This window comes from Ferruginibacter profundus (genome assembly GCF_054783275.1).
This window is the reverse complement of record NZ_BAAGQW010000003.1, coordinates 275,526-294,476: the sequence shown is the minus strand read 5'-3', so window position 1 is coordinate 294,476 and position 18,951 is coordinate 275,526. Positions and strand designations below refer to the sequence as shown.

Sequence of the window (18,951 nt, the reverse complement as noted above, 5' to 3'; positions counted from 1 at the left end):
AAATGAAAAAGCTGCGATTGCTGATATTGTCTTTTATCGTTGTAACCTGCACCACTGTGCAATCACAGCAAATTATTTCCGATAAGCAAATCAGTAATTCTTTTTCTCTGTTGAACGCTGCGATATATGTTGATGCAAATGATTTTGCTTTGGTAAAAAAATCTGCGCTGTTACTACAGTCAGATATAGAAATGGTAACAGGTAAAAAGCCGCCGGTTATTTATACATTGGATAAGCCTTACATTACATTGATAGCAATTGGCAGTATCACTAATTCCGCTTTTATAAAAGAGCTTGCGGCAAAAAAACTACTCAATACTAAAAATATCTCCGGCAAATGGGAAGCGTATACCATTCAGTCGATTGATGCAGGCGAGGTATTTATGCCCATGCAAAATGTGCTGGCAATTGCAGGTAACGACAGACGAGGTACAGCTTTCGGCGTGTTTGAACTCTCCAGGCAAATTGGTGTATCACCATGGTATTGGTGGGCTGATGTTCCTGTAAAAAAATCAACTTCAGTATTTGTAAAGGCGAATACAAGTATCACTGATGCACCCAAAGTAAAATACCGGGGCATTTTTATCAATGATGAAGCGCCGGCTTTAAGTAACTGGAGCAAAGAAAAATTCGGTGGCTTTAATCATTTATTTTATGCAAAGGTTTTTGAATTACTGCTGCGCCTGAAAGCAAATTATATATGGCCTGCCATGTGGGGCAATGCATTTTATGATGATGATAGCCTGAATATTAAAACGGCGGATGAATATGGTATTGTAATTGGCACATCGCACCACGAGCCTTTAATGAGGGCGCATGATGAGTGGCGCAGGTATGGTAACGGCAAATGGAATTACGATAGCAATGAAGTAAAACTGAAAGCATTCTGGAAAGCGGGTATGCAAAGAGCCACCAATGAAAAAATTGTTAGTATAGGTATGCGTGGCGACGGTGATGAACCTATGAGCAGGGAAACAGCTACTGCTTTATTGGAAAGAATTGTAAAAGACCAGCGGCAGATAATTGCTGATGTTACCGGAAAGCCTGCTGCTGAAACACCGCAGTTATGGGCATTGTATAAGGAAGTACAGGATTACTATGATAAAGGCATGCGTGTACCCGATGATGTTACTTTATTGTTGTGCGATGATAACTGGGGCAATATACGCAAGTTGCCAAAATTAACCGATGCGCCACGCAAAGGCGGCTACGGCATTTATTATCATTTTGATTATGTGGGCGGGCCGAGAAATTATAAATGGCTCAATACAAATCCTATTCCCCGGGTATGGGAACAAATGCATTTAGCTTACGAATACAAGGCAAAAGAAATCTGGATCGTAAATGTGGGAGATATTAAGCCAATGGAATTTCCGGTTTCTTTCTTTTTAGATTATGCCTGGAATCCGGATAAAATTGCTGCTGATGACCTGCAAAAATATACAGAACAATGGAGCGCCGCACAATTTGGTAGTGCGTATGCAAAGGATATCGCAGACATTATTTCAAAATATACAAAATATAATGGCAGGAGAAAACCTGAATTACTGGATGCCAATACTTACAGTGTTGATAATTACAAAGAATTCAGTAATGTAGTAAAGCAGTATAATGAAATACTGGATAAAGCAGAAAAGATAAATGCTGTCATACTGCCGGCATACCGGGATGCTTTTTTTCAACTGGTGTTGCATCCTGTAAAAGCCTGTGCTAACCTTAATGAAATGTATTATAATGCAGCATTAAACAAAATAGCATACAAAAACAAATATGCCATTGCAAATGAGTATGCTGATAAAGTAAAACTGCTTTATAAAAATGATTCGCTTATTTCATTGCAATATCATCAGCTTAATAATGGTAAGTGGAACCACATGATGGATCAAACGCATATCGGGTATACTTACTGGCAGCAGCCTTCATCCAATAAAATGCCATTGGTGAAATATGTTTCATTGGATTCAATTGCTACGCCACCTCCGGTACTATACAATGATGTGATGCAGGCACGTATACCACATGGGATACAAGGCAATGTTTTTTTCCAGGATGAAGAAAGCGGAGTTGCTATAGAAGCAGCACATTTTACAAAAGCTGTAAACAGTAAAATTATCAACTGGAAAATATTACCTGATAATGGAAGAACAGGCGATGCAGTTACTACTTTTCCTGTTATTGCCGCAGTTCAAACTGTAACACCTGCTTCGCCACACCTGGAGTATGAATTTTATACTTACGACAGCGGAGCGTTTAAGGTCAACGCTTATTTTTCTCCCACTTTAAATTTTCATACTACAGCAGAAGGGTTACAATATGCTGTATCTGTAGATGATGAACTACCACAAATTCTAAGTATTAATAAAGAAGATAAAACATCCGCTGGCGGTATCTGGAACAAATGGGTGAGTGAAAACATAATTATAAAAACCAGCGATCATAGAATTGCGGCAAAGGGAAAACATGTGCTTAAGTACTGGGTGGTAAACCCGGGTGTGGTATTGCAAAAATTAGTGCTTGATTTTGGAGGGGTAAAGCAAAGTTATCTTGGCCCCCCGGAAACAAAACAAAAATAATTTTCAAAAAAAATAAAATAAAATATTCACCGATGATAAAAAATAAATTTAACAGGCCGGGAATTATTGTCCTCTGTTTATTGAGCTTTGGCTGTAGCTGTGCTCAAAAAAATATTTCAAAAACTGCTTCTCTTAAAGAGGCCTATAAAAAAGACTTTCTTATTGGCACCGCCTTAAACAGTTTTCAAATTGAAGGGAGGGATTCGGGAGCCGCAATATTGGTTCCACAGCAATTCAATGCTGCCACGCCCGAAAATATAATGAAGGCGGAAGTAATTCATCCCAAATGGGATACCTACAATTTTGATATGGCCGATAAATTAGTTGCCTATGGAAAAAAAAATAATATCAGGATCAATGCTCACACATTAATATGGCATAGCCAGTTGCCTGCATTTGTACGCACAATCAAAGATGCGGATTCTGTAAGGCAGTATTTTATAAACCATATCAATACGGTGGCTGGCCGTTATGATGGCAAAGTTTTTTCCTGGGATGTGGTAAACGAAGCTTTAAACGAAGATGGCAGTTTGCGTAAATCTGTTTTTTTGGAAAAACTGGGCCCTGATTTTGTGACAGAAGCATTCAGGCTGGCACAAAAAGCGGCACCACATACCGAATTATATTACAACGATTATAATATTGAACAGCCAAAGAAAAGAGCAGGGGCAATTGCATTGATAAAAAAGATACAGGCTGCAGGTGTACGTATAGATGGTGTGGGCATACAGGGGCACTGGCGGGCATACGATATTCCTTTAAAAGATATTGAAGAAAGTATTATTGAATTCGGGGCGCTTGGAATAAAAGTAATGTTTACTGAATTGGATCTTGGTGTATTGCCTAATCCATGGGATGGCGACGCTGCCGATGTAAATATAAAAGCAACCTACTCCGAAAAAATGAATCCGTATGCAAAAGGGTTGCCGGATTCTATGCAGGCAAAACTTACAGCAGGATACGAAAATCTTTTTAAATTATTTTTAAAGCATAAAGACAAAGTAAGCCGTGTAACTTTCTGGGGTGTTAACGACAGGCAATCATGGCTGAACGGATGGCCCATACCCGGCAGAACCAATTATCCATTACTGTTCGACAGAGATTATAAACCCAAGCCTGCATTTGATGCAGTAATTAAATTAAAAAAATAATCAACTTTTAAAAAATATACCATGAGTGAGATCACACAGAAATTATCCGTAAAAGAAAAGATTGGTTATAGTTTGGGCGACCTTGCTGCTAACCTGGTTTTTCAAACATTGGTTACATGGATATCTTATTATTACCTGAATATTTTTGGTTTAAAATCTGAACATGCCTCTCTGTTAACGCTTATTGTTGGGTTGGTAGCTGCATTTGGCTTTAACCCCATCATGGGTGCCATAGCAGACAGAACAAAAAGCAGGTGGGGTAAATTCAGGCCCTGGATTTTATGGACAGCTGTGCCTCTGGGCGTGGTTTCTATACTGGCATTTCGTACACCGGGATTTGCTTACCAGGGAAAGGTTATTTATGCAGTTGTAACGTATGCATTACTGTTACTATTGTACGCTGCAAATAATTTACCCTACTCGGCATTAAGCGGTGTAATTACAGGTGATATGAAGGAGCGCAATAGTATCGGCGCTTACCGCTTTGTGGCAGTAATGTTTGCTCAATTTTTTGTACAGGTATTTATGTATAATTTTATTATCAAGGCAGGTGGTGGCGACAGTATTGAAGCTAAAGCCATTGGCATCTCTAAGGTAATGACAGTATTAGCGATTATAGGAACTGTAATGCTGATAATATGCTTCTTAACCACCAGGGAAAGAGTGATTCCAAAACCTGAGCAAAAATCAAGTTTACAAGAAGATTTAGCTGATCTGTTTAAAAACAGGCCATGGGTAATCATGCTGGTGGTTACTACATTGGTGTTTATCACTCTGGCAATGAAAGGCGGTTCTTATGTTTATTATTTTGAAAACTATGTTGACAAAGGGGAACTTACTGCTTTCTTAGAACCCTTTAAAAAATTTCTGCCAACCTTTGAAAACGACACATCATTGGGCTTGGGCGTATTTAACGGCGGTGGCATTTTGGTAGGCCTGGTAGGCATAATGCTTTCTCAGACTTTTGCCAATAAATATGGCAAACGGAATGTGTTTATGGTATCACTGTTTATTTCAACCCTCTTCATTATTTTCTTTTATTTCTTTCCGCAAAAATCAATTGGATTAATTTTTGGGGCGCAGGTTTTGCATGGCTTTTTCTATGGCATAAGCACTCCTATATTATGGACGATGATTGCTGATGTGGCGGATTTCAGCGAATGGAAAAATAACAGAAGGGCTACGGCAATTATTTTTTCTGCTATGATGGTTGGCCTTAAAGCAGGATTAAGCATTGGCAGCTCTTTAGTGTCGTGGATACTGGGCAAATACAATTATGTTGCCAATAGTACAGCCGGCCAATCGGACACTGCAATTAATGGTACAAAACTGCTCATCAGTATTTTTCCTGCCATACCTTTTCTTCTTGCAGTGGCGTTGCTTTTCTTTTATGAAATAGATAAGAAGAAAGAAATGCAGATTGAGAGCGATTTAAAACAACGGCGTGCTGAGTAAAACACTATTCATTTTTAATAATTCATTTTATGCCTGAAGAATCAATTGACCATATAGATTTCAACGAATTAAACCAGCGGGCTATTTCGCAGCCATTGGTAAAACATATTTACACAGCCGATCCGTCGGCACATGTATTTAACGGCAAAATCTATATCTATCCTTCACACGATATAGATGCAGGCGATGCATTTGATGACCTGGGGAGCCATTTTGCCATGGAAGATTATCATGTACTGTCAATGGATACGCCACATAGCGAAGCGGTTGACAACGGACCGGCGCTGCATGTGAACGATGTGCCATGGGCCGCTAAACAAATGTGGGCACCAGATGCAGCCGCAAAAGACGGTAAGTATTATTTGTATTTTCCGGCTAAAGATCACGAAGGTGTTTTTAGAATAGGCGTAGCCGTTAGTAATAATCCTTCAGGGCCATTTGTGCCACAACCCCAGGCGATCAAAGGAAGTTTTTCTATAGACCCCGCTGTATTTAAAGATGATGATGGAAATTATTACATGTACTTTGGCGGTATCTGGGGCGGACAACTACAACGCTGGAGAACCGGTACATTTAAAAGTGAACAGGCTGAAAGCCCTGTTGCTTTTTTGCCCGGAGATGATGAACCGGCCTTGTGTGCCAAAGTAGCCCGGCTTACCAACGATTTATTGGAATTTGCAGAAGCACCTAAAGATGTGGTGATACTGGATGAAAATGGAAAACCATTATTGAACGGCGATAAAGACAGAAGATTTTTTGAAGCCTCGTGGTTGCACAAATACAAGGGTAAATATTATTTTTCTTACTCCACCGGCGATACTCATTTTATCTGTTATGCTATAGGCGATAATCCATATGGCCCGTTTACTTATGCAGGAAAAATCTTAGAACCGGTTGTGGGCTGGACATCACATCATTCCATATGTGAGTTTGAGGATAAGTGGTATTTGTTTTATCACGACAGCAGTTTATCAAAAGGAGTAACACATTTGAGATCGGTTAAAATTACTGAACTGGAATACGATGAACATGGGTTTATAAAAACTATAAAGCCGTATTTGTAAAAAATAATACAGTAAACTATGCATCCTACGGCCGGGCTGTATTGGTTGAAGCCGGATACTGAAGAGAATAGTGCTATTATTAAAGGGCCTGGTTTTTTGATGATAAAATACATTTCATGAAAAGAATATGCTTATTTGTGCTGTTTTGTTTTGCCATTGCGGTGCATGCGCAGGACTACAAATCTTTTCCCATGTGGAATTATAATTTACCTTTTGAGCAAAGGGTAAATGATGTGGTGAGCCGCCTTACATTGGATGAAAAAGTACACCAGATGCTGAATGCCACACCAGCTATACCAAGGCTGGGTATCCTGGCTTACGACTGGTGGAACGAGACCTTGCATGGCGTTGCAAGAACACCCTTTCGAGTTACAGCTTACCCGCAGGCCATTGGTATGGCTGCAACCTGGGATAGCAACTCACTGTACCGCATGGCCGATTATTCTGCCATGGAAGGAAGGGCTATTCAGAATATAGCGATTGAACAAGGTAAAACAAAAGACAGGTATTTGGGATTAACTTACTGGACGCCCAACATTAATATTTTTCGTGACCCACGCTGGGGACGTGGACAGGAAACTTATGGAGAAGACCCTTTTTTAACTGCAATGATGGCAAAGGCTTTTGTAAGAGGATTGCAGGGCGAAGACCCGAAGTATTTAAAAGCTGCTGCATGTGCCAAACACTTTGCTGTGCATAGTGGCCCGGAGCCCAGCAGGCATGTAGATAATTTCAATCCTTCCACTTATGATCTGTGGGATACCTATTTACCTGCATTCAGGGAATTAATTACCAAAGCAAATGTTGCAGGAGTAATGTGTGCTTACAATGCCGTAAACACACAGCCCTGTTGCGCCAACGACCTGCTGATGAATGATATTCTGCGTAAGCAATGGCAGTTCAACGGTTATGTTACCAGCGATTGCTGGGCCATTGATGATTTTTTCAAGTATCATAGAACGCATAAAGACTCAATAACAGCAGCAGTGGATGGTGTAATGCACGGTACCGATATTGAATGCGGCACTTCTGTGTATTACACTTTATTAAATGCCGTAAAACAAGGATTGATAAGCGAAGCACAGATCGATGTTTCATTACGCAGGTTGTTTATGATACGTTATCGTTTAGGGATGTTTGACCCGCCGGCAATGGTAAAATATACCAATGCGCCGTCATCGGTATTGGAAGCCCCCGAACATAAAGCATTGGCATTAAAGATGGCGCAGCAAAGTATTGTGTTGTTAAAAAATCAAAATAATACTTTGCCATTGCAAAAAACAATTAAGAAAATTGCAATAGTGGGCCCTAATGCTGATAACCGTGTGGCTGTTTTAGGAAACTACAATGGTATTCCTTCAGAAATTGTTACTGTGCTGGATGGCATTAAAACAAAACTGGGCAGTAATACAGAAGTGGTGTATGAAAAAGCTACCACATTTGTAAATGATACTTTGCTGGTATATGCCGACGTTAGTAACCGGTTCAGCTGGGAAGGCAGGCAGGGTTTTAAAGCAGAATACTTTAATAATAAGGAATTAAAAGGAGATGCTGTTGCTGTAAGATCAGAAAGTGCAGTGGATCATTTCTGGCAGGAAGGAGAAACGGTGGTGGGGAATATTACTGCCACAAATTTTTCTGCAAGATATACTACTGATTATACCGCCACCACTGATGGCAGTATAACTTTTGAAGTGGATGGCGATGATGCGTATAAACTCATGATCAACGGAAAAGATGCCATCAATGTATGGACACGTAACCGCATGGGTGCCAGAACCTATAAATTGAAAACGCAAAAAGACTCTGTTTATAAATTGGTATTGGAATACTGGCAGGGTGCCGGCAAAGCCAACATCAGGTTAAGGGCAGGAAATTTTGAACGTACCGATTTTACTGCTTTGGCCAACAGTATTAAAGATGCAGATGCTATTGTGTATGTAGGTGGAATTTCGCCACAGCTGGAAGGAGAAGAAATGCCTGTAAATGCGCCGGGTTTTAATGGTGGCGACAGAACGACCATTGCTTTACCAGCAGTGCAAACACAAATGATGAAAGCATTGCAAGCCACAGGCAAGCCGGTTGTATTTGTGATGATGACAGGAAGTGCCATTGCTATTCCATGGGAGAATGAAAATATTCCTGCTATTATAAATGCATGGTATGGCGGACAAAGTGCCGGTACAGCCATTGCTGATGTATTGTTTGGTGATTACAATCCTGCAGGAAGATTGCCGGTTACATTTTATAAAACTGATAATGACCTGCCGGGCTTCAGCGATTATTCTATGAAAGGAAGAACCTATCGTTACTTTAATGGAGAGGCATTATATCCTTTTGGTTATGGCTTGAGTTACACCACTTTTAAATATGCTGACCTGAAATTACCGGCAACAGTTACTAAAGGAAAAAATACTCTTGTAACGGTACAGGTAACCAACACGGGTAAAAGGAATGGAGAAGAAGTGGTGGAATTATATGTATCTAACCTGGATAAAAATATTCATGCACCAATAAAAGCACTGAAAGGTTTTCAGCGTATCACTCTAAATGCAGGCGAAAGCAAAACGGTAAGCTTTAATTTAACCGCAGATAATTTGTCTCTGGTAAATGAAGAGGGAAAATTATACCTGCCCAAAGGAAAACTGATGATCAGTGTGGGCGGCGGACAACCCGCTGTGAAAAATACAACCACCAGTAATGTAGTAAGTAAAATAATTTCAATACTATAGTTATGAAAAGGAACCCACAATCACGTCGCAAGTTTTTGAGTACTACAATCAAGGCTTCGGCATTATTAGCTTTTCCTTCTATTGTTCCTGCAAGTGTATTTGGTAAAAATGCACCCAGCAGCCGTATTAATGTTGCCGCAATTGGTACTGGCCGTATCGGTCGCACACATGATATGCCGGGCGTGTGGCAGTATGATTACGCACAACTGGTGGCCGTTTGCGATTTGGATAGCGTACGTGCAGCCGACGGGAAAAAACTGGTAAATGAATATTATAGCAAAAGAGACGGCAAGGATTTTGATGGCGTAAAAATGTATACTGATTACCGTGAGTTGTTACAAAATAAAGATATTGATGCAGTACTGATCAGCACACCCGACCATACACATGCCATGATTGGTGTGGCTGCTGCAAGAGCAGGTAAACATATTTATATGCAAAAGCCGGCATCGCTTACTATTGCAGAAGGAAGAGTAATAAGTGATGTTATACAAAAGAGCGGTGTAAAATTTCAGGTAGGCAGCCAGCAACGCAGTACAGAACAATTTCGTTACGCAGCAGAGCTGGTGCGTAACGGACGGATCGGCCAATTGAAAAAAGTGTATGTTGGTTTACCCGGCGATCCGCCGGGAGGAAATAAAATTGAAATGCCGGTTCCCAAAAACCTGGATTATGATATGTGGCTGGCATCAACCCCCGAAGTGTATTACACCGAAGACAGGGTACATCCGCAGGCAGGCTATGGCCGGCCGGGCTGGTTGCGTTGCGAACAGTTTGGCGCAGGCATGATCACCGGTTGGGGTGCCCATCATATTGACAGCGCACATTGGGGAATGGGAATGGAAAAAAGCGGCCCTGTAGAAATATGGTGCGATAAGGCAGAATTTGCAACAGGAGGTTTATGGAACGTACATGGTATTTTTAAAACAGAGGCTATGTACGAAAACGGTGTAAACATGATCGTTAGTAACGAGTTTCAGAACGGTATTAAGTTTGAAGGAACAGAAGGCTGGATATTTGTTTCCCGTGGCGATTACCAGGTTACAGGCAGCGATCCTGCGGTGCCCGGCGTGCCGGCTAAAAAAATAGATGCCAGCGACCCTAAAATCTTAACCTCTGTAATTGGTGCCGGCGAATTTCATTTTGAAGTAAGTAAAGAACACCACGGCAACTGGCTGGAAGCTATCATAGATAATAAAAATCCCATTGCACCGGTTGAAGAAGCACATCGTGCCTGCTCGGCCTGCCTGCTGCATCATATTGCCATGAAGCTGAAGCGAAAACTATATTGGGACCCGGCAAAAGAGCAATTTAAAAACGATGACGAAGCGAATAAAATGTTGGCAAGGCCGCAACGTAAGGGTTATGAAGTAAAATAAACCAGGCAATGAAAAAAATACTTACGATCTTATTGCTTTTGCCACTTGTAGCAGTGGCACAAAAAGATACCATTGCGTCGGGGGCCTATAACTGGAAACAACCGGTTGTACAGAAAAACAAAATATCAGGTATTGTTTTAGCTGAAGGCAAGGCACATGATTTTGAATGGATGCAGGTAAGTGCCAATACAATCAATAGCACTAAGGAAATAATGCAGCAGGTACCTTCAGTTTATGAAGAGGTAATTATTGTAAAATCAGGCAATATCACTATTCGCTTCAACGATTCAGTTTTTGTATTAACACCCAATAGTGCTGCAGTATTAATGCCCGGGCAAAAATTTGCAGTAAAAAATTCAGGGGGAGATCACAGTGATTTTTATACTATGAAATACCGCAGTAAGCCATCGCAGGAAAATAAAAAAATGCAGGCCACAGCATCATTTGTAAAGATCTGGGAGCACCAGCCCTTTAAGCCCAATACTATTGGCGGAGGCAAAAGAGATTTTTTTGAATGCGGTACCATCATGCAAAAACGTTTTGAGATACATGTAAGCACATTAAAAGAAGGTATTCGCAGTCATGACCCTCATACGCACAAAGCAGAAGAAATTGTATTGTTAGTTGAAGGTGATACTGAAATGCAGGTAGGGGAGCAATTTAAAAAGGTAGATGCCGGCGGCTTTTATTATTTAGGTAGCAATGTATTACATGCCATTAAAAATACCGGCACCAGGCCAGCTACTTATTTTGCTATACAGTTCGAATAAATTGAGGGAGAATTTTATTCAGTAAGTTTAAAATTCAACGGCGTGGGATTATGTAAATCTTTTAAAGGGGGGAGTGTTAAATTGCTTCTGCAATCGCAATAACACTCAACAAATAAACCTTGCTAATGAAAAAAATTATCCTCACACTGCTGGTATTAAATATACTTGCAGTTAATGCGCAACCTTTTCCCCGTGTAGATATTCCGGGTTCTGAAGTAAGAAAAATTACTTCCGCAATTGTTGCGGGCCAACAATATGAATTACAGATTTTATTGCCTTCCGGTTATGCCACCAGTACTAAAAAATACCCGGTGGTGTACCTGATGGATTCGCAATGGGATTTCCCCAATGTAAAATCAATTTACGGGCAACAATATTTCGATGGCTTTATTCCTGAATTGATTGTGGTAGGTGTAACATGGGGTGGTGTAAATCCCAATCCTGATAGTTTACGTGCAAGAGATTATACGCCGGTTAATGAAGCAAGATTAATGCAAAGCGGGGGGGCAGATAAATTTCTCGACTTTATGAAGAATGAATTGTTCCCGTTTATAGAGACTAATTATAAAGCAGATAATGATAACAGGACATTGATGGGCTGTTCATTAGGCGGATTATTTACTCTGTATACTTTATTTACACATACCGATATGTTTACCGGTTATGCAGCTGCAAGCCCTGCTGTTGGCTGGGCTAATGAAGTGTTGTATAAATATGAAAAAATATTTGCAGAGAAAAAACTGGCTAAATCACTCCGGGTTTATATGACTGTGGGAGATGTGGAAAGAGGAAGGCCGGTGTTTGAAAAATTAGCCGCTAAAATGTCGGGCCGCAAATATCCCAATGTTAACCTTCGTTCTAAGGTATTGGAAAATACCGGGCACTCAGGCACTAAAAGCGAAACTTACTCCAGGGGCTTGCAATATATTTTTGAAAGAGCCCAATTAAAATTCAGCAATGCAGATTTAAAAAAATATACAGGAATCTATACCATGGCCGACGGGAAAAAAATTGAGATCAGGAATGATGCAGATGGCCTGGCTTTTTATTATGAGCAGGAAAATAAATTTCCGCTTTTTGTAAACACAGAAAAACATTTTTATGCCACGCATGAATTTTTTAACCTCTACTTCAACATAACTGCTGGTAAGGTAGAAGGTTTTAACCTGGCACGCTATGGCTCAACACTTTACTTTACTAAAACCAACTAGTATGAAGAAGATAACACTACTTATACTATGTGCATTCATTTTTTTAATGACTGCTGTGGCACAACAAAACAGCGTTGGAGTTTTTGAAGCACATGGGGATGTGGGTAATCCTGTTTTACAGGGCAATACTGTTTATAATGCGGCTGACCAGACTTACCTGTTATCCGCTGCAGGAAAAAATGTGTGGGCAAAGCAAGACCAGTTTCAATTTGCCTGGAAAAAAATAAAAGGTGATTTTATTATAAAAGCAACAGTGCATTTTATTGGTAACGGCGTGGAAGGGCATCGCAAACTGGGGGTGATGGTAAGGGATAAATTAACCATCGACTCCAGGTATATTGATGGCACATTTCACGGGGGATTGCCTCTAAATACGTCGATGCAATACCGGCAAACCGATGGCGATAGTACCGGGCAGTTGCTGGTTCCTTCTATCCATCCAACAGAAATAGAATTTGAACGTAACGGTAATACCTTTACTTTTTCTGCTGCTACATACGGCGAAAATTATAAATCGGTAACTAAAGAAATGGAATTAAATGAAGAAGCTTATGTGGGTATTTATTTATGTTCTCATGCAGATGCTGTACTTGAGAAAGCAATTTTCAGTAATGTAAGGGTCATCATTCCTCCTGCAAAAAATTATAAACCTTATACCGATTATATTGGCAGCCATCTTGAAGTAATGAATGTGGCAACCGGGCTTAGAAAAATTCTTTATAGTGCGCCCAATTCTTTGCAGGCACCTAACTGGACACCGGATAATAAAAACCTGTTGTATAGTTCAGAAGGACTGTTATACAAATACAATTTAAAAACAGGCACTGTTGAAAAAATAAATACCGGTGCAGCTGATGATCTTAATAACGATCATGTATTATCAATGGATGGAAAAATGTTGGGCATCAGTAACCATCTTGGCGGTAAGTCAACCATATTTATTTTACCCGCTACAGGTTCGGATAAGCCGGAACAAATTACATCCGATACACTTATCCCTTCTTACCTGCATGGCTGGAGCCCCGATAAAAAACGGTTGATCTTTACCGGGTTAAGAAATAAACAATGGGATATCTGGGCCATTGATATTGCCACAAAAAAAGAAACCGCGTTAACCAATGATATCACATTGGATGATGGTGCAGAATATACACCCGATGGTAAATGGATCTATTTTAATTCGGTAAGAACAGGCACCATGAAAATCTGGCGGATGAAACCCGATGGCAGCAATCCTGAACAGGTAACTTTTGATGAAACCAATGATTGGTTTCCGCATATTTCTCCTGATGGTAAATGGATCGTGTACATTTCCTTTTCCAAAGATCTTGATCCCACAACACATCCGTTCTATCAAAAAACTTATATCCGTTTGCTGCCAATAAATGGTGGTGCACCAAAAAACATTGCGTATGTATATGGCGGCCAGGGAACCATTAACGTACCTTCATGGTCGCCGGATAGTAAACAGATCGCATTCATCAGTAATACACAAATAAAGTAATCAAATGAAAAAAATTTGGCTTGTTTTTTTATTGGTTGTTCAGTTGGTAAATACTGAAAAAATATCCGGCCAGGTTAAATTGCCTGCATTGGTAAGGGATAGCATGGTGCTGCAACGGGATGCAGAAATTAATATCTGGGGATGGGCATCCACTAATGAAAAAATCACGGTTGTATTTAATCAAAAAAAATATACTACCAAAGCTACGGCAGATGGTAAATGGAAAATTGTTCTGGGCGCCATGAAGGCAGGTGGCCCTTACAGCATGATCATTTCCGGCAAGAATAAAATAACGCTGAACAATATCCTGATTGGAGATGTGTGGTTTTGCTCCGGGCAATCCAATATGGTGCATCAAATGAATATACATGATGTTACTTATGCCAATGATATTGCCATGGCTAACTATCCTGAGATACGGCAGTTTTTAATTCCCACACTTACCAGTTTAAATGGCCCGAAAGATAATTTGCCGGCAGGCTTCTGGAAAGCAGCTGTATCAGAAGACGTAAGGCCATTTTCTGCAGTAGCTTTTTTCTTTGCCAGGAAAATTTACGAAGAGTACCATATACCCATCGGTATTATCAATGCCAGTGTGGGTGGTACGCCAATTGAAGCATGGACAAGTGAAGAAGGGTTAAAGGATTTTCCAGCATTGATCAACACAATAAAAAAAAATAAAGACACTGCTTATATCAATGGGCTATTAAGAAACGCTTTGGCAAAGAATGTAAAAAGAACATCGCAGGATAAAGGAATGACAGGTTCCAGGCCCTGGTATGATCTTACTTATGTTCCGGCAGGATGGAAAACAATTGCGGTACCCGGTTATTGGGAAGACCAGGGTATTAAAGACCTGAATGGTGTGGTATGGTACAGGAAAGAAATTGCTGTGCCTGCAGCTATTGTAGGGAAACCTGCAAAAATGTTTCTCGGAAGAATTGTTGATGCAGATGTTGTATACATTAATGGAAAACAGGTGGGTACTACCGGTTACATGTATCCGCAAAGAAGATATGCTGTTGCTGCAGATATATTAAAGGAAGGGAAAAATATTATAGTAGTAAAAGTGACGAATAATGCCGGCAAGGGCGGATTTGTTGCGGATAAACCTTACTGTTTATTTGCCGGTAATGACACCATTGATTTAAAGGGGTACTGGCAATACAAAGTGGGAGAAGTTTTTATTCCCGGTGAGGGGCCGGGTGGTGGTGGCATTGCTGCACAAAATCAACCGGCTGCATTATACAATGCCATGGTAGCACCGGTTATTAATTATACCATTAAAGGTATTGTATGGTACCAGGGCGAAGCAAACTCAGGCAGGGGAAAAGAATATGCACAATTGCAACCGGCACAAATAATTGACTGGCGCAAAAAATGGCAGCAGGGGGATATTCCTTTTTGCTATGTGCAACTGCCCAATTTTATGGATGCCAATTACCTGCCTTCCGAAAGCCAGTGGGCAGAACTGAGAGAAGCGCAACTTAAATCTCTGTCTGTTCCTAATACAGGGATGGCAGTAGCGATTGATTTGGGTGAATGGAATGATATTCATCCGGATAATAAAAAAGCTGTTGGCGACAGGCTGGCATTGATCGCTGATAAAATGGTATATGGAAAAGATATCGTTTATTCAGGGCCGGTTTTTAAAACCGCCACAATTGATGCAGGTAAAATAATACTTTCCTTTAGCAATATTGGCAGCGGCCTTATTAGTAAGGATGGAGAAGAGCTGAGAGAATTTGCCATTGCAGGAGCGGATAAAAAATTTGTTTGGGCAAAGGCAACAATTGAAGGTGATAAAATAATTGTTGGCAGCGATGCTGTTGCTCATCCAATGTATGTACGTTATGCATGGGCAGATAACCCCGATGTGAATTTTTATAATAAAGAAGGATTGCCTGCATCGCCATTCAGAACAGATGGATATACGCAATGATTAATCATAGTATGAAAAATATCAAACAGTAAAAATGAAAAAGAATACATTTTTTTTGTTGCTGTCATTATGTGTTGCAGCTACGGCAACGGCGCAGTCTTCAATAATTGATAGCAGCAAATATCCAAAGCTGGTAACATTTACTGCACAGCAGGATCATGATAATATGATGCAGCAATTGGGTATAAAAAAATTACGGTCCGGCCCAAGTGGCGATGCCTCGGCACCTAATCATGCCAACTATGATGAAACTGTGGCAAACCCTTGTCCGCAATTGCCGGATATTCTTACTGCAAAAAACGGCAAAAAAATAATAACCCCTGAAAGCTGGTGGAGCTTGCGAAGGCCCGAATTGGTGGCAGATATCGAAAATGAGTTGTATGGCAGTATTCCCGTAAACGTACCCGAAGTAAACTGGACAGTTAAAATAACTGACCGTGAATTTATCGGGCGCACGCCGGCCATTGTAAAGCAGGTAACGGGGCATGTTAACAATAATGCATACCCGCTGATTAGTGTAGACATCAACATGATGGTAGTATTGCCGACAAATGTAAAAGGCCCGGTACCGGTATTAATGATGTTTGGCCTGCCTTCCTTTCCTGCACCTGCGCAACCCTCGCTTGCAGAGATGGAAAAACTGAATGCTGCATTTAAGGAGATGATAATAAAATATGATCCTTCATTGAAAATTATATTCGATAAATATCCTGTCTACAGTCCGGTAACCAGATTGGCCGGTCCAAATTTCTTTGCATTACCTGCAATAGAAAATTTATCTCCTGCAGAACAATTGCTGGCGGCAGGGTGGGGCTATGCCACTATTGACCCAAACAGCATCCAGGCCGATAATGGCGCAGGGCTTACAAGAGGAATTATTGGATTGGTAAACAAAGGCCAGCCACGCAAACCAGGTGATTGGGGATCGTTACGGGCATGGGCATGGGGTGCCGCAAGGGGACTGGACTATTTAGAAACAGATACCATGGTGGATGCAAAAAAAGTAGGCATTGAAGGTGTATCCCGTTATGGAAAAGCGGCATTAGTTACCCTGGCATTTGAACAACGTTTTGCTGTAGGATTAATTGGTTCTTCAGGAAAAGGCGGCGCAACATTGGAGCGTCGTGTGTTTGGTGAAGCAGTGGAAAGTCTTGCAGGTACCGGTGAGTACCACTGGATGACCGGGAACTATTTAAAATATGCAACAGAAGAATCTTCCTTTGGGAGAAAAACAGGTTGTGATCTTACCGTAGATTCGCATGAACTGATTGCGCTTTGTGCACCCCGATTAACATTCATCAGTTATGGCATTCCTGAAAAAGGTGATGCCAAATGGCTTGATCAAACCGGGAGCTATATGGCAACAGTAGCAGCGGGATCAGTATTTAAATTATTAGGTGCAAAAGATATAGGTGTAAGTAATGATTACTTGAAAGAGAAAATGCCACCCATGCTTACAGATATGCTGGATGGGGAGCTGGCATGGAGGCAGCATGATGGCGGACATACTGATGGGCCAAACTTTAAATTTTTTATTCCTTGGGCAAGTAAGTTTTTAAAGTATAACAAAACACAATAACAATCTGTAAAAATTATGCAACGTTTTTTAATAATCACCATCTGTTTACTCTCTTTACAATCGCAGGCACAAATAAATGCTACAGCCTGGTATGGAAAAAAATGTGCAGTGGTACTCACTTACGATGATGCTATTGATCAGCACCTGGATAACGCTGTGCCGGTTTTGGATTCTCTGCAATTAAAAGCCACATTTTATATCACTGCTTTTTCAACCTCTATGCAAAAGCGCCTGGCCGATTGGAAGAAACTGGCAACGAAAGGGTATGAACTCGGCAATCACACATTGTATCATCCCTGCGACGCAGGCATGCCCGGAAGATCGTGGGTACAGCCCGAAAACGACCTGGGTAAATATACCGTAAAGCGGATAGAGAATGAAATGCGTATGACCAACCTTTTCCTGCAATCACTGGACGGAAAAACAAAAAGAACATTTGCCTTTACCTGCGGTGATATGAAGGTGGGCGACTCTTCTTTTATAAACGGCATGAAAAAAGATTTTGTTGCTGCAAGGGCAGTGCGAAATGAAATGCATAAGATAAATGAGATTGATCTGTATAATATAGATTGCTATGTAGTGAACAATAACAGCTTTGAAGAAATGAAACAATGGGTGGATAAAGCCATGCAGACAAATTCCCTGCTGGTCATTTTATTTCATGGCGTTGGCGGCGGTAATAGCTTAAATGTTACTTTGGATGATCACCGTAAAATATTAAGCTACATTAAACAAAACCAAAAAAATATTTATAACGCACCCATGCTGGAAATGGCAGAATATATAGCGGCATGGCAAATAAAAAATAAATAGTTATTGTACAGGATATTTTTGCAAATACGCTTCAGCAAATCTTTTTCCCATTGTTCGCTGTCCCGTTGAATTAAAATGCAGGCTATCGCCTTTGTCTTTCAGGTCGCGGGTAGATATAACAGCTGTATTGGCATCTTGTGAAGCATAATGATGAATAGCCTCGTTAATCAAACTAAACTGTTGTTTACTTTTTGAAAAAGAACCTAATTCTCCGATCAGTATTGGAAGATTGTTATCAGCAGCAACAATCCTGAATTTATTAATCAAGACAGCAAGCCTTTCTTCATACTTCGAACTGTTTTTTTCATTGGCATCACTTTCTCCCTGGTGCCATAAAATACCTTTTATAGTACCGAACTGCCGGGCATTATTAACTTGTTTGGTAAAATTGGAAAACAATTGCACCGAACGAAATACAGAATCTCCTAACCACTGGCTGATAGAACTGCCCCCGACAGCCGTTGGAATTAATACAATGGAAATATTGCGGGGAATATTTTGAAGCAATGTTTTTGCAAATGATAATCCGCAATCAAGCCCGGTTAAATTGGGTTCATAAAAATGAAGAGGTTCTTTGGCAACAATTAATTGCCCTTCTTTATTTACAGTTAGTATTCTTTTATTGGAAACAGTATCCTGTGGTGCTACCATTGCCCTGCCTGCCATATTGGATTGCCCCGCCATTACGAATACCCATACATTCTGTTTGACCGGTATGTCAACCGGTATGTCAACCTGCTTTGGAAAAAATGAAGTTCTTTCCATGTTAATTTTTTTA

13 protein-coding genes are annotated in these 18,951 nt (G+C 40.5%); 12 read left to right on the top strand and 1 reads right to left on the bottom strand.

Going from position 1 to position 18,951, the window contains the following annotated elements; all coding sequences use genetic code 11:
* The first annotated feature begins 2 nt into the window (after nt 1-2).
* From ACYVM0_RS21130 to ACYVM0_RS21075, 12 genes are all read left to right on the top strand, one after another.
* Nucleotides 3-2,573 (top strand): glycosyl hydrolase 115 family protein, encoded by a 2,571-nt coding sequence (locus ACYVM0_RS21130; protein WP_460560407.1) that lies wholly within the window; start codon nt 3-5, stop codon nt 2,571-2,573.
* 32 nt (nt 2,574-2,605) lie between these two features.
* Nucleotides 2,606-3,724, top strand: a complete 1,119-nt coding sequence (locus ACYVM0_RS21125; RefSeq protein WP_460560405.1) for an endo-1,4-beta-xylanase — start codon at nt 2,606-2,608, stop codon at nt 3,722-3,724.
* Between the two features lie 21 nt (nt 3,725-3,745).
* Nucleotides 3,746-5,179, top strand: a complete 1,434-nt coding sequence (locus ACYVM0_RS21120; RefSeq protein ID WP_460560403.1) for an MFS transporter — start codon at nt 3,746-3,748, stop codon at nt 5,177-5,179.
* A 29-nt stretch (nt 5,180-5,208) separates the two neighbouring features.
* Nucleotides 5,209-6,243, top strand: coding sequence for a glycoside hydrolase family 43 protein (locus ACYVM0_RS21115; protein ID WP_460560401.1), 1,035 nt, complete (start codon nt 5,209-5,211; stop codon nt 6,241-6,243).
* Nucleotides 6,244-6,359: 116 nt separating this feature from the next.
* A complete protein-coding gene (locus ACYVM0_RS21110; RefSeq protein WP_460560399.1) occupies nt 6,360-8,975 on the top strand; it encodes a glycoside hydrolase family 3 protein in 2,616 nt (871 codons plus the stop codon).
* 2 nt (nt 8,976-8,977) lie between these two features.
* The gene (locus tag ACYVM0_RS21105) at nt 8,978-10,354 is read left to right on the top strand and encodes a Gfo/Idh/MocA family protein (RefSeq protein ID WP_460560397.1); all 1,377 of its coding nucleotides are present in this window, start codon (nt 8,978-8,980) and stop codon (nt 10,352-10,354) included.
* Nucleotides 10,355-10,362: 8 nt separating this feature from the next.
* The gene (locus ACYVM0_RS21100) at nt 10,363-11,124 is read left to right on the top strand and encodes a cupin domain-containing protein (RefSeq protein ID WP_460560395.1); all 762 of its coding nucleotides are present in this window, start codon (nt 10,363-10,365) and stop codon (nt 11,122-11,124) included.
* 125 nt (nt 11,125-11,249) lie between these two features.
* On the top strand, nt 11,250-12,335 hold the full coding sequence (locus tag ACYVM0_RS21095; protein ID WP_460560393.1) for an alpha/beta hydrolase: 1,086 nt from the start codon (nt 11,250-11,252) through the stop codon (nt 12,333-12,335).
* A 1-nt stretch (nt 12,336) separates the two neighbouring features.
* The gene (locus tag ACYVM0_RS21090; protein ID WP_460560391.1) at nt 12,337-13,839 is read left to right on the top strand and encodes a TolB family protein; all 1,503 of its coding nucleotides are present in this window, start codon (nt 12,337-12,339) and stop codon (nt 13,837-13,839) included.
* Nucleotides 13,840-13,843: 4 nt separating this feature from the next.
* Complete coding sequence (locus tag ACYVM0_RS21085) at nt 13,844-15,781, top strand: sialate O-acetylesterase family protein (protein WP_460560389.1); 1,938 nt, start codon at nt 13,844-13,846, stop codon at nt 15,779-15,781.
* A gap of 34 nt (nt 15,782-15,815) precedes the next feature.
* Entirely contained in the window at nt 15,816-17,360 is a 1,545-nt protein-coding gene (locus ACYVM0_RS21080) for an alpha/beta hydrolase family protein (protein WP_460560387.1), read from the top strand.
* Between the two features lie 15 nt (nt 17,361-17,375).
* Nucleotides 17,376-18,173, top strand: a complete 798-nt coding sequence (locus ACYVM0_RS21075) for a polysaccharide deacetylase family protein (protein ID WP_460560385.1) — start codon at nt 17,376-17,378, stop codon at nt 18,171-18,173.
* Here the strand turns inward: ACYVM0_RS21075 and ACYVM0_RS21070 are convergent, their stop codons facing one another.
* Nucleotides 18,174-18,938 carry a sialate O-acetylesterase gene (locus tag ACYVM0_RS21070; RefSeq protein WP_460560383.1) on the bottom strand — a complete coding sequence of 255 codons (765 nt, stop codon included), beginning with the start codon at nt 18,936-18,938 and terminating at the stop codon, nt 18,174-18,176. It abuts the gene before it with no gap.
* Between the last annotated feature and the right edge of the window lie 13 nt (nt 18,939-18,951).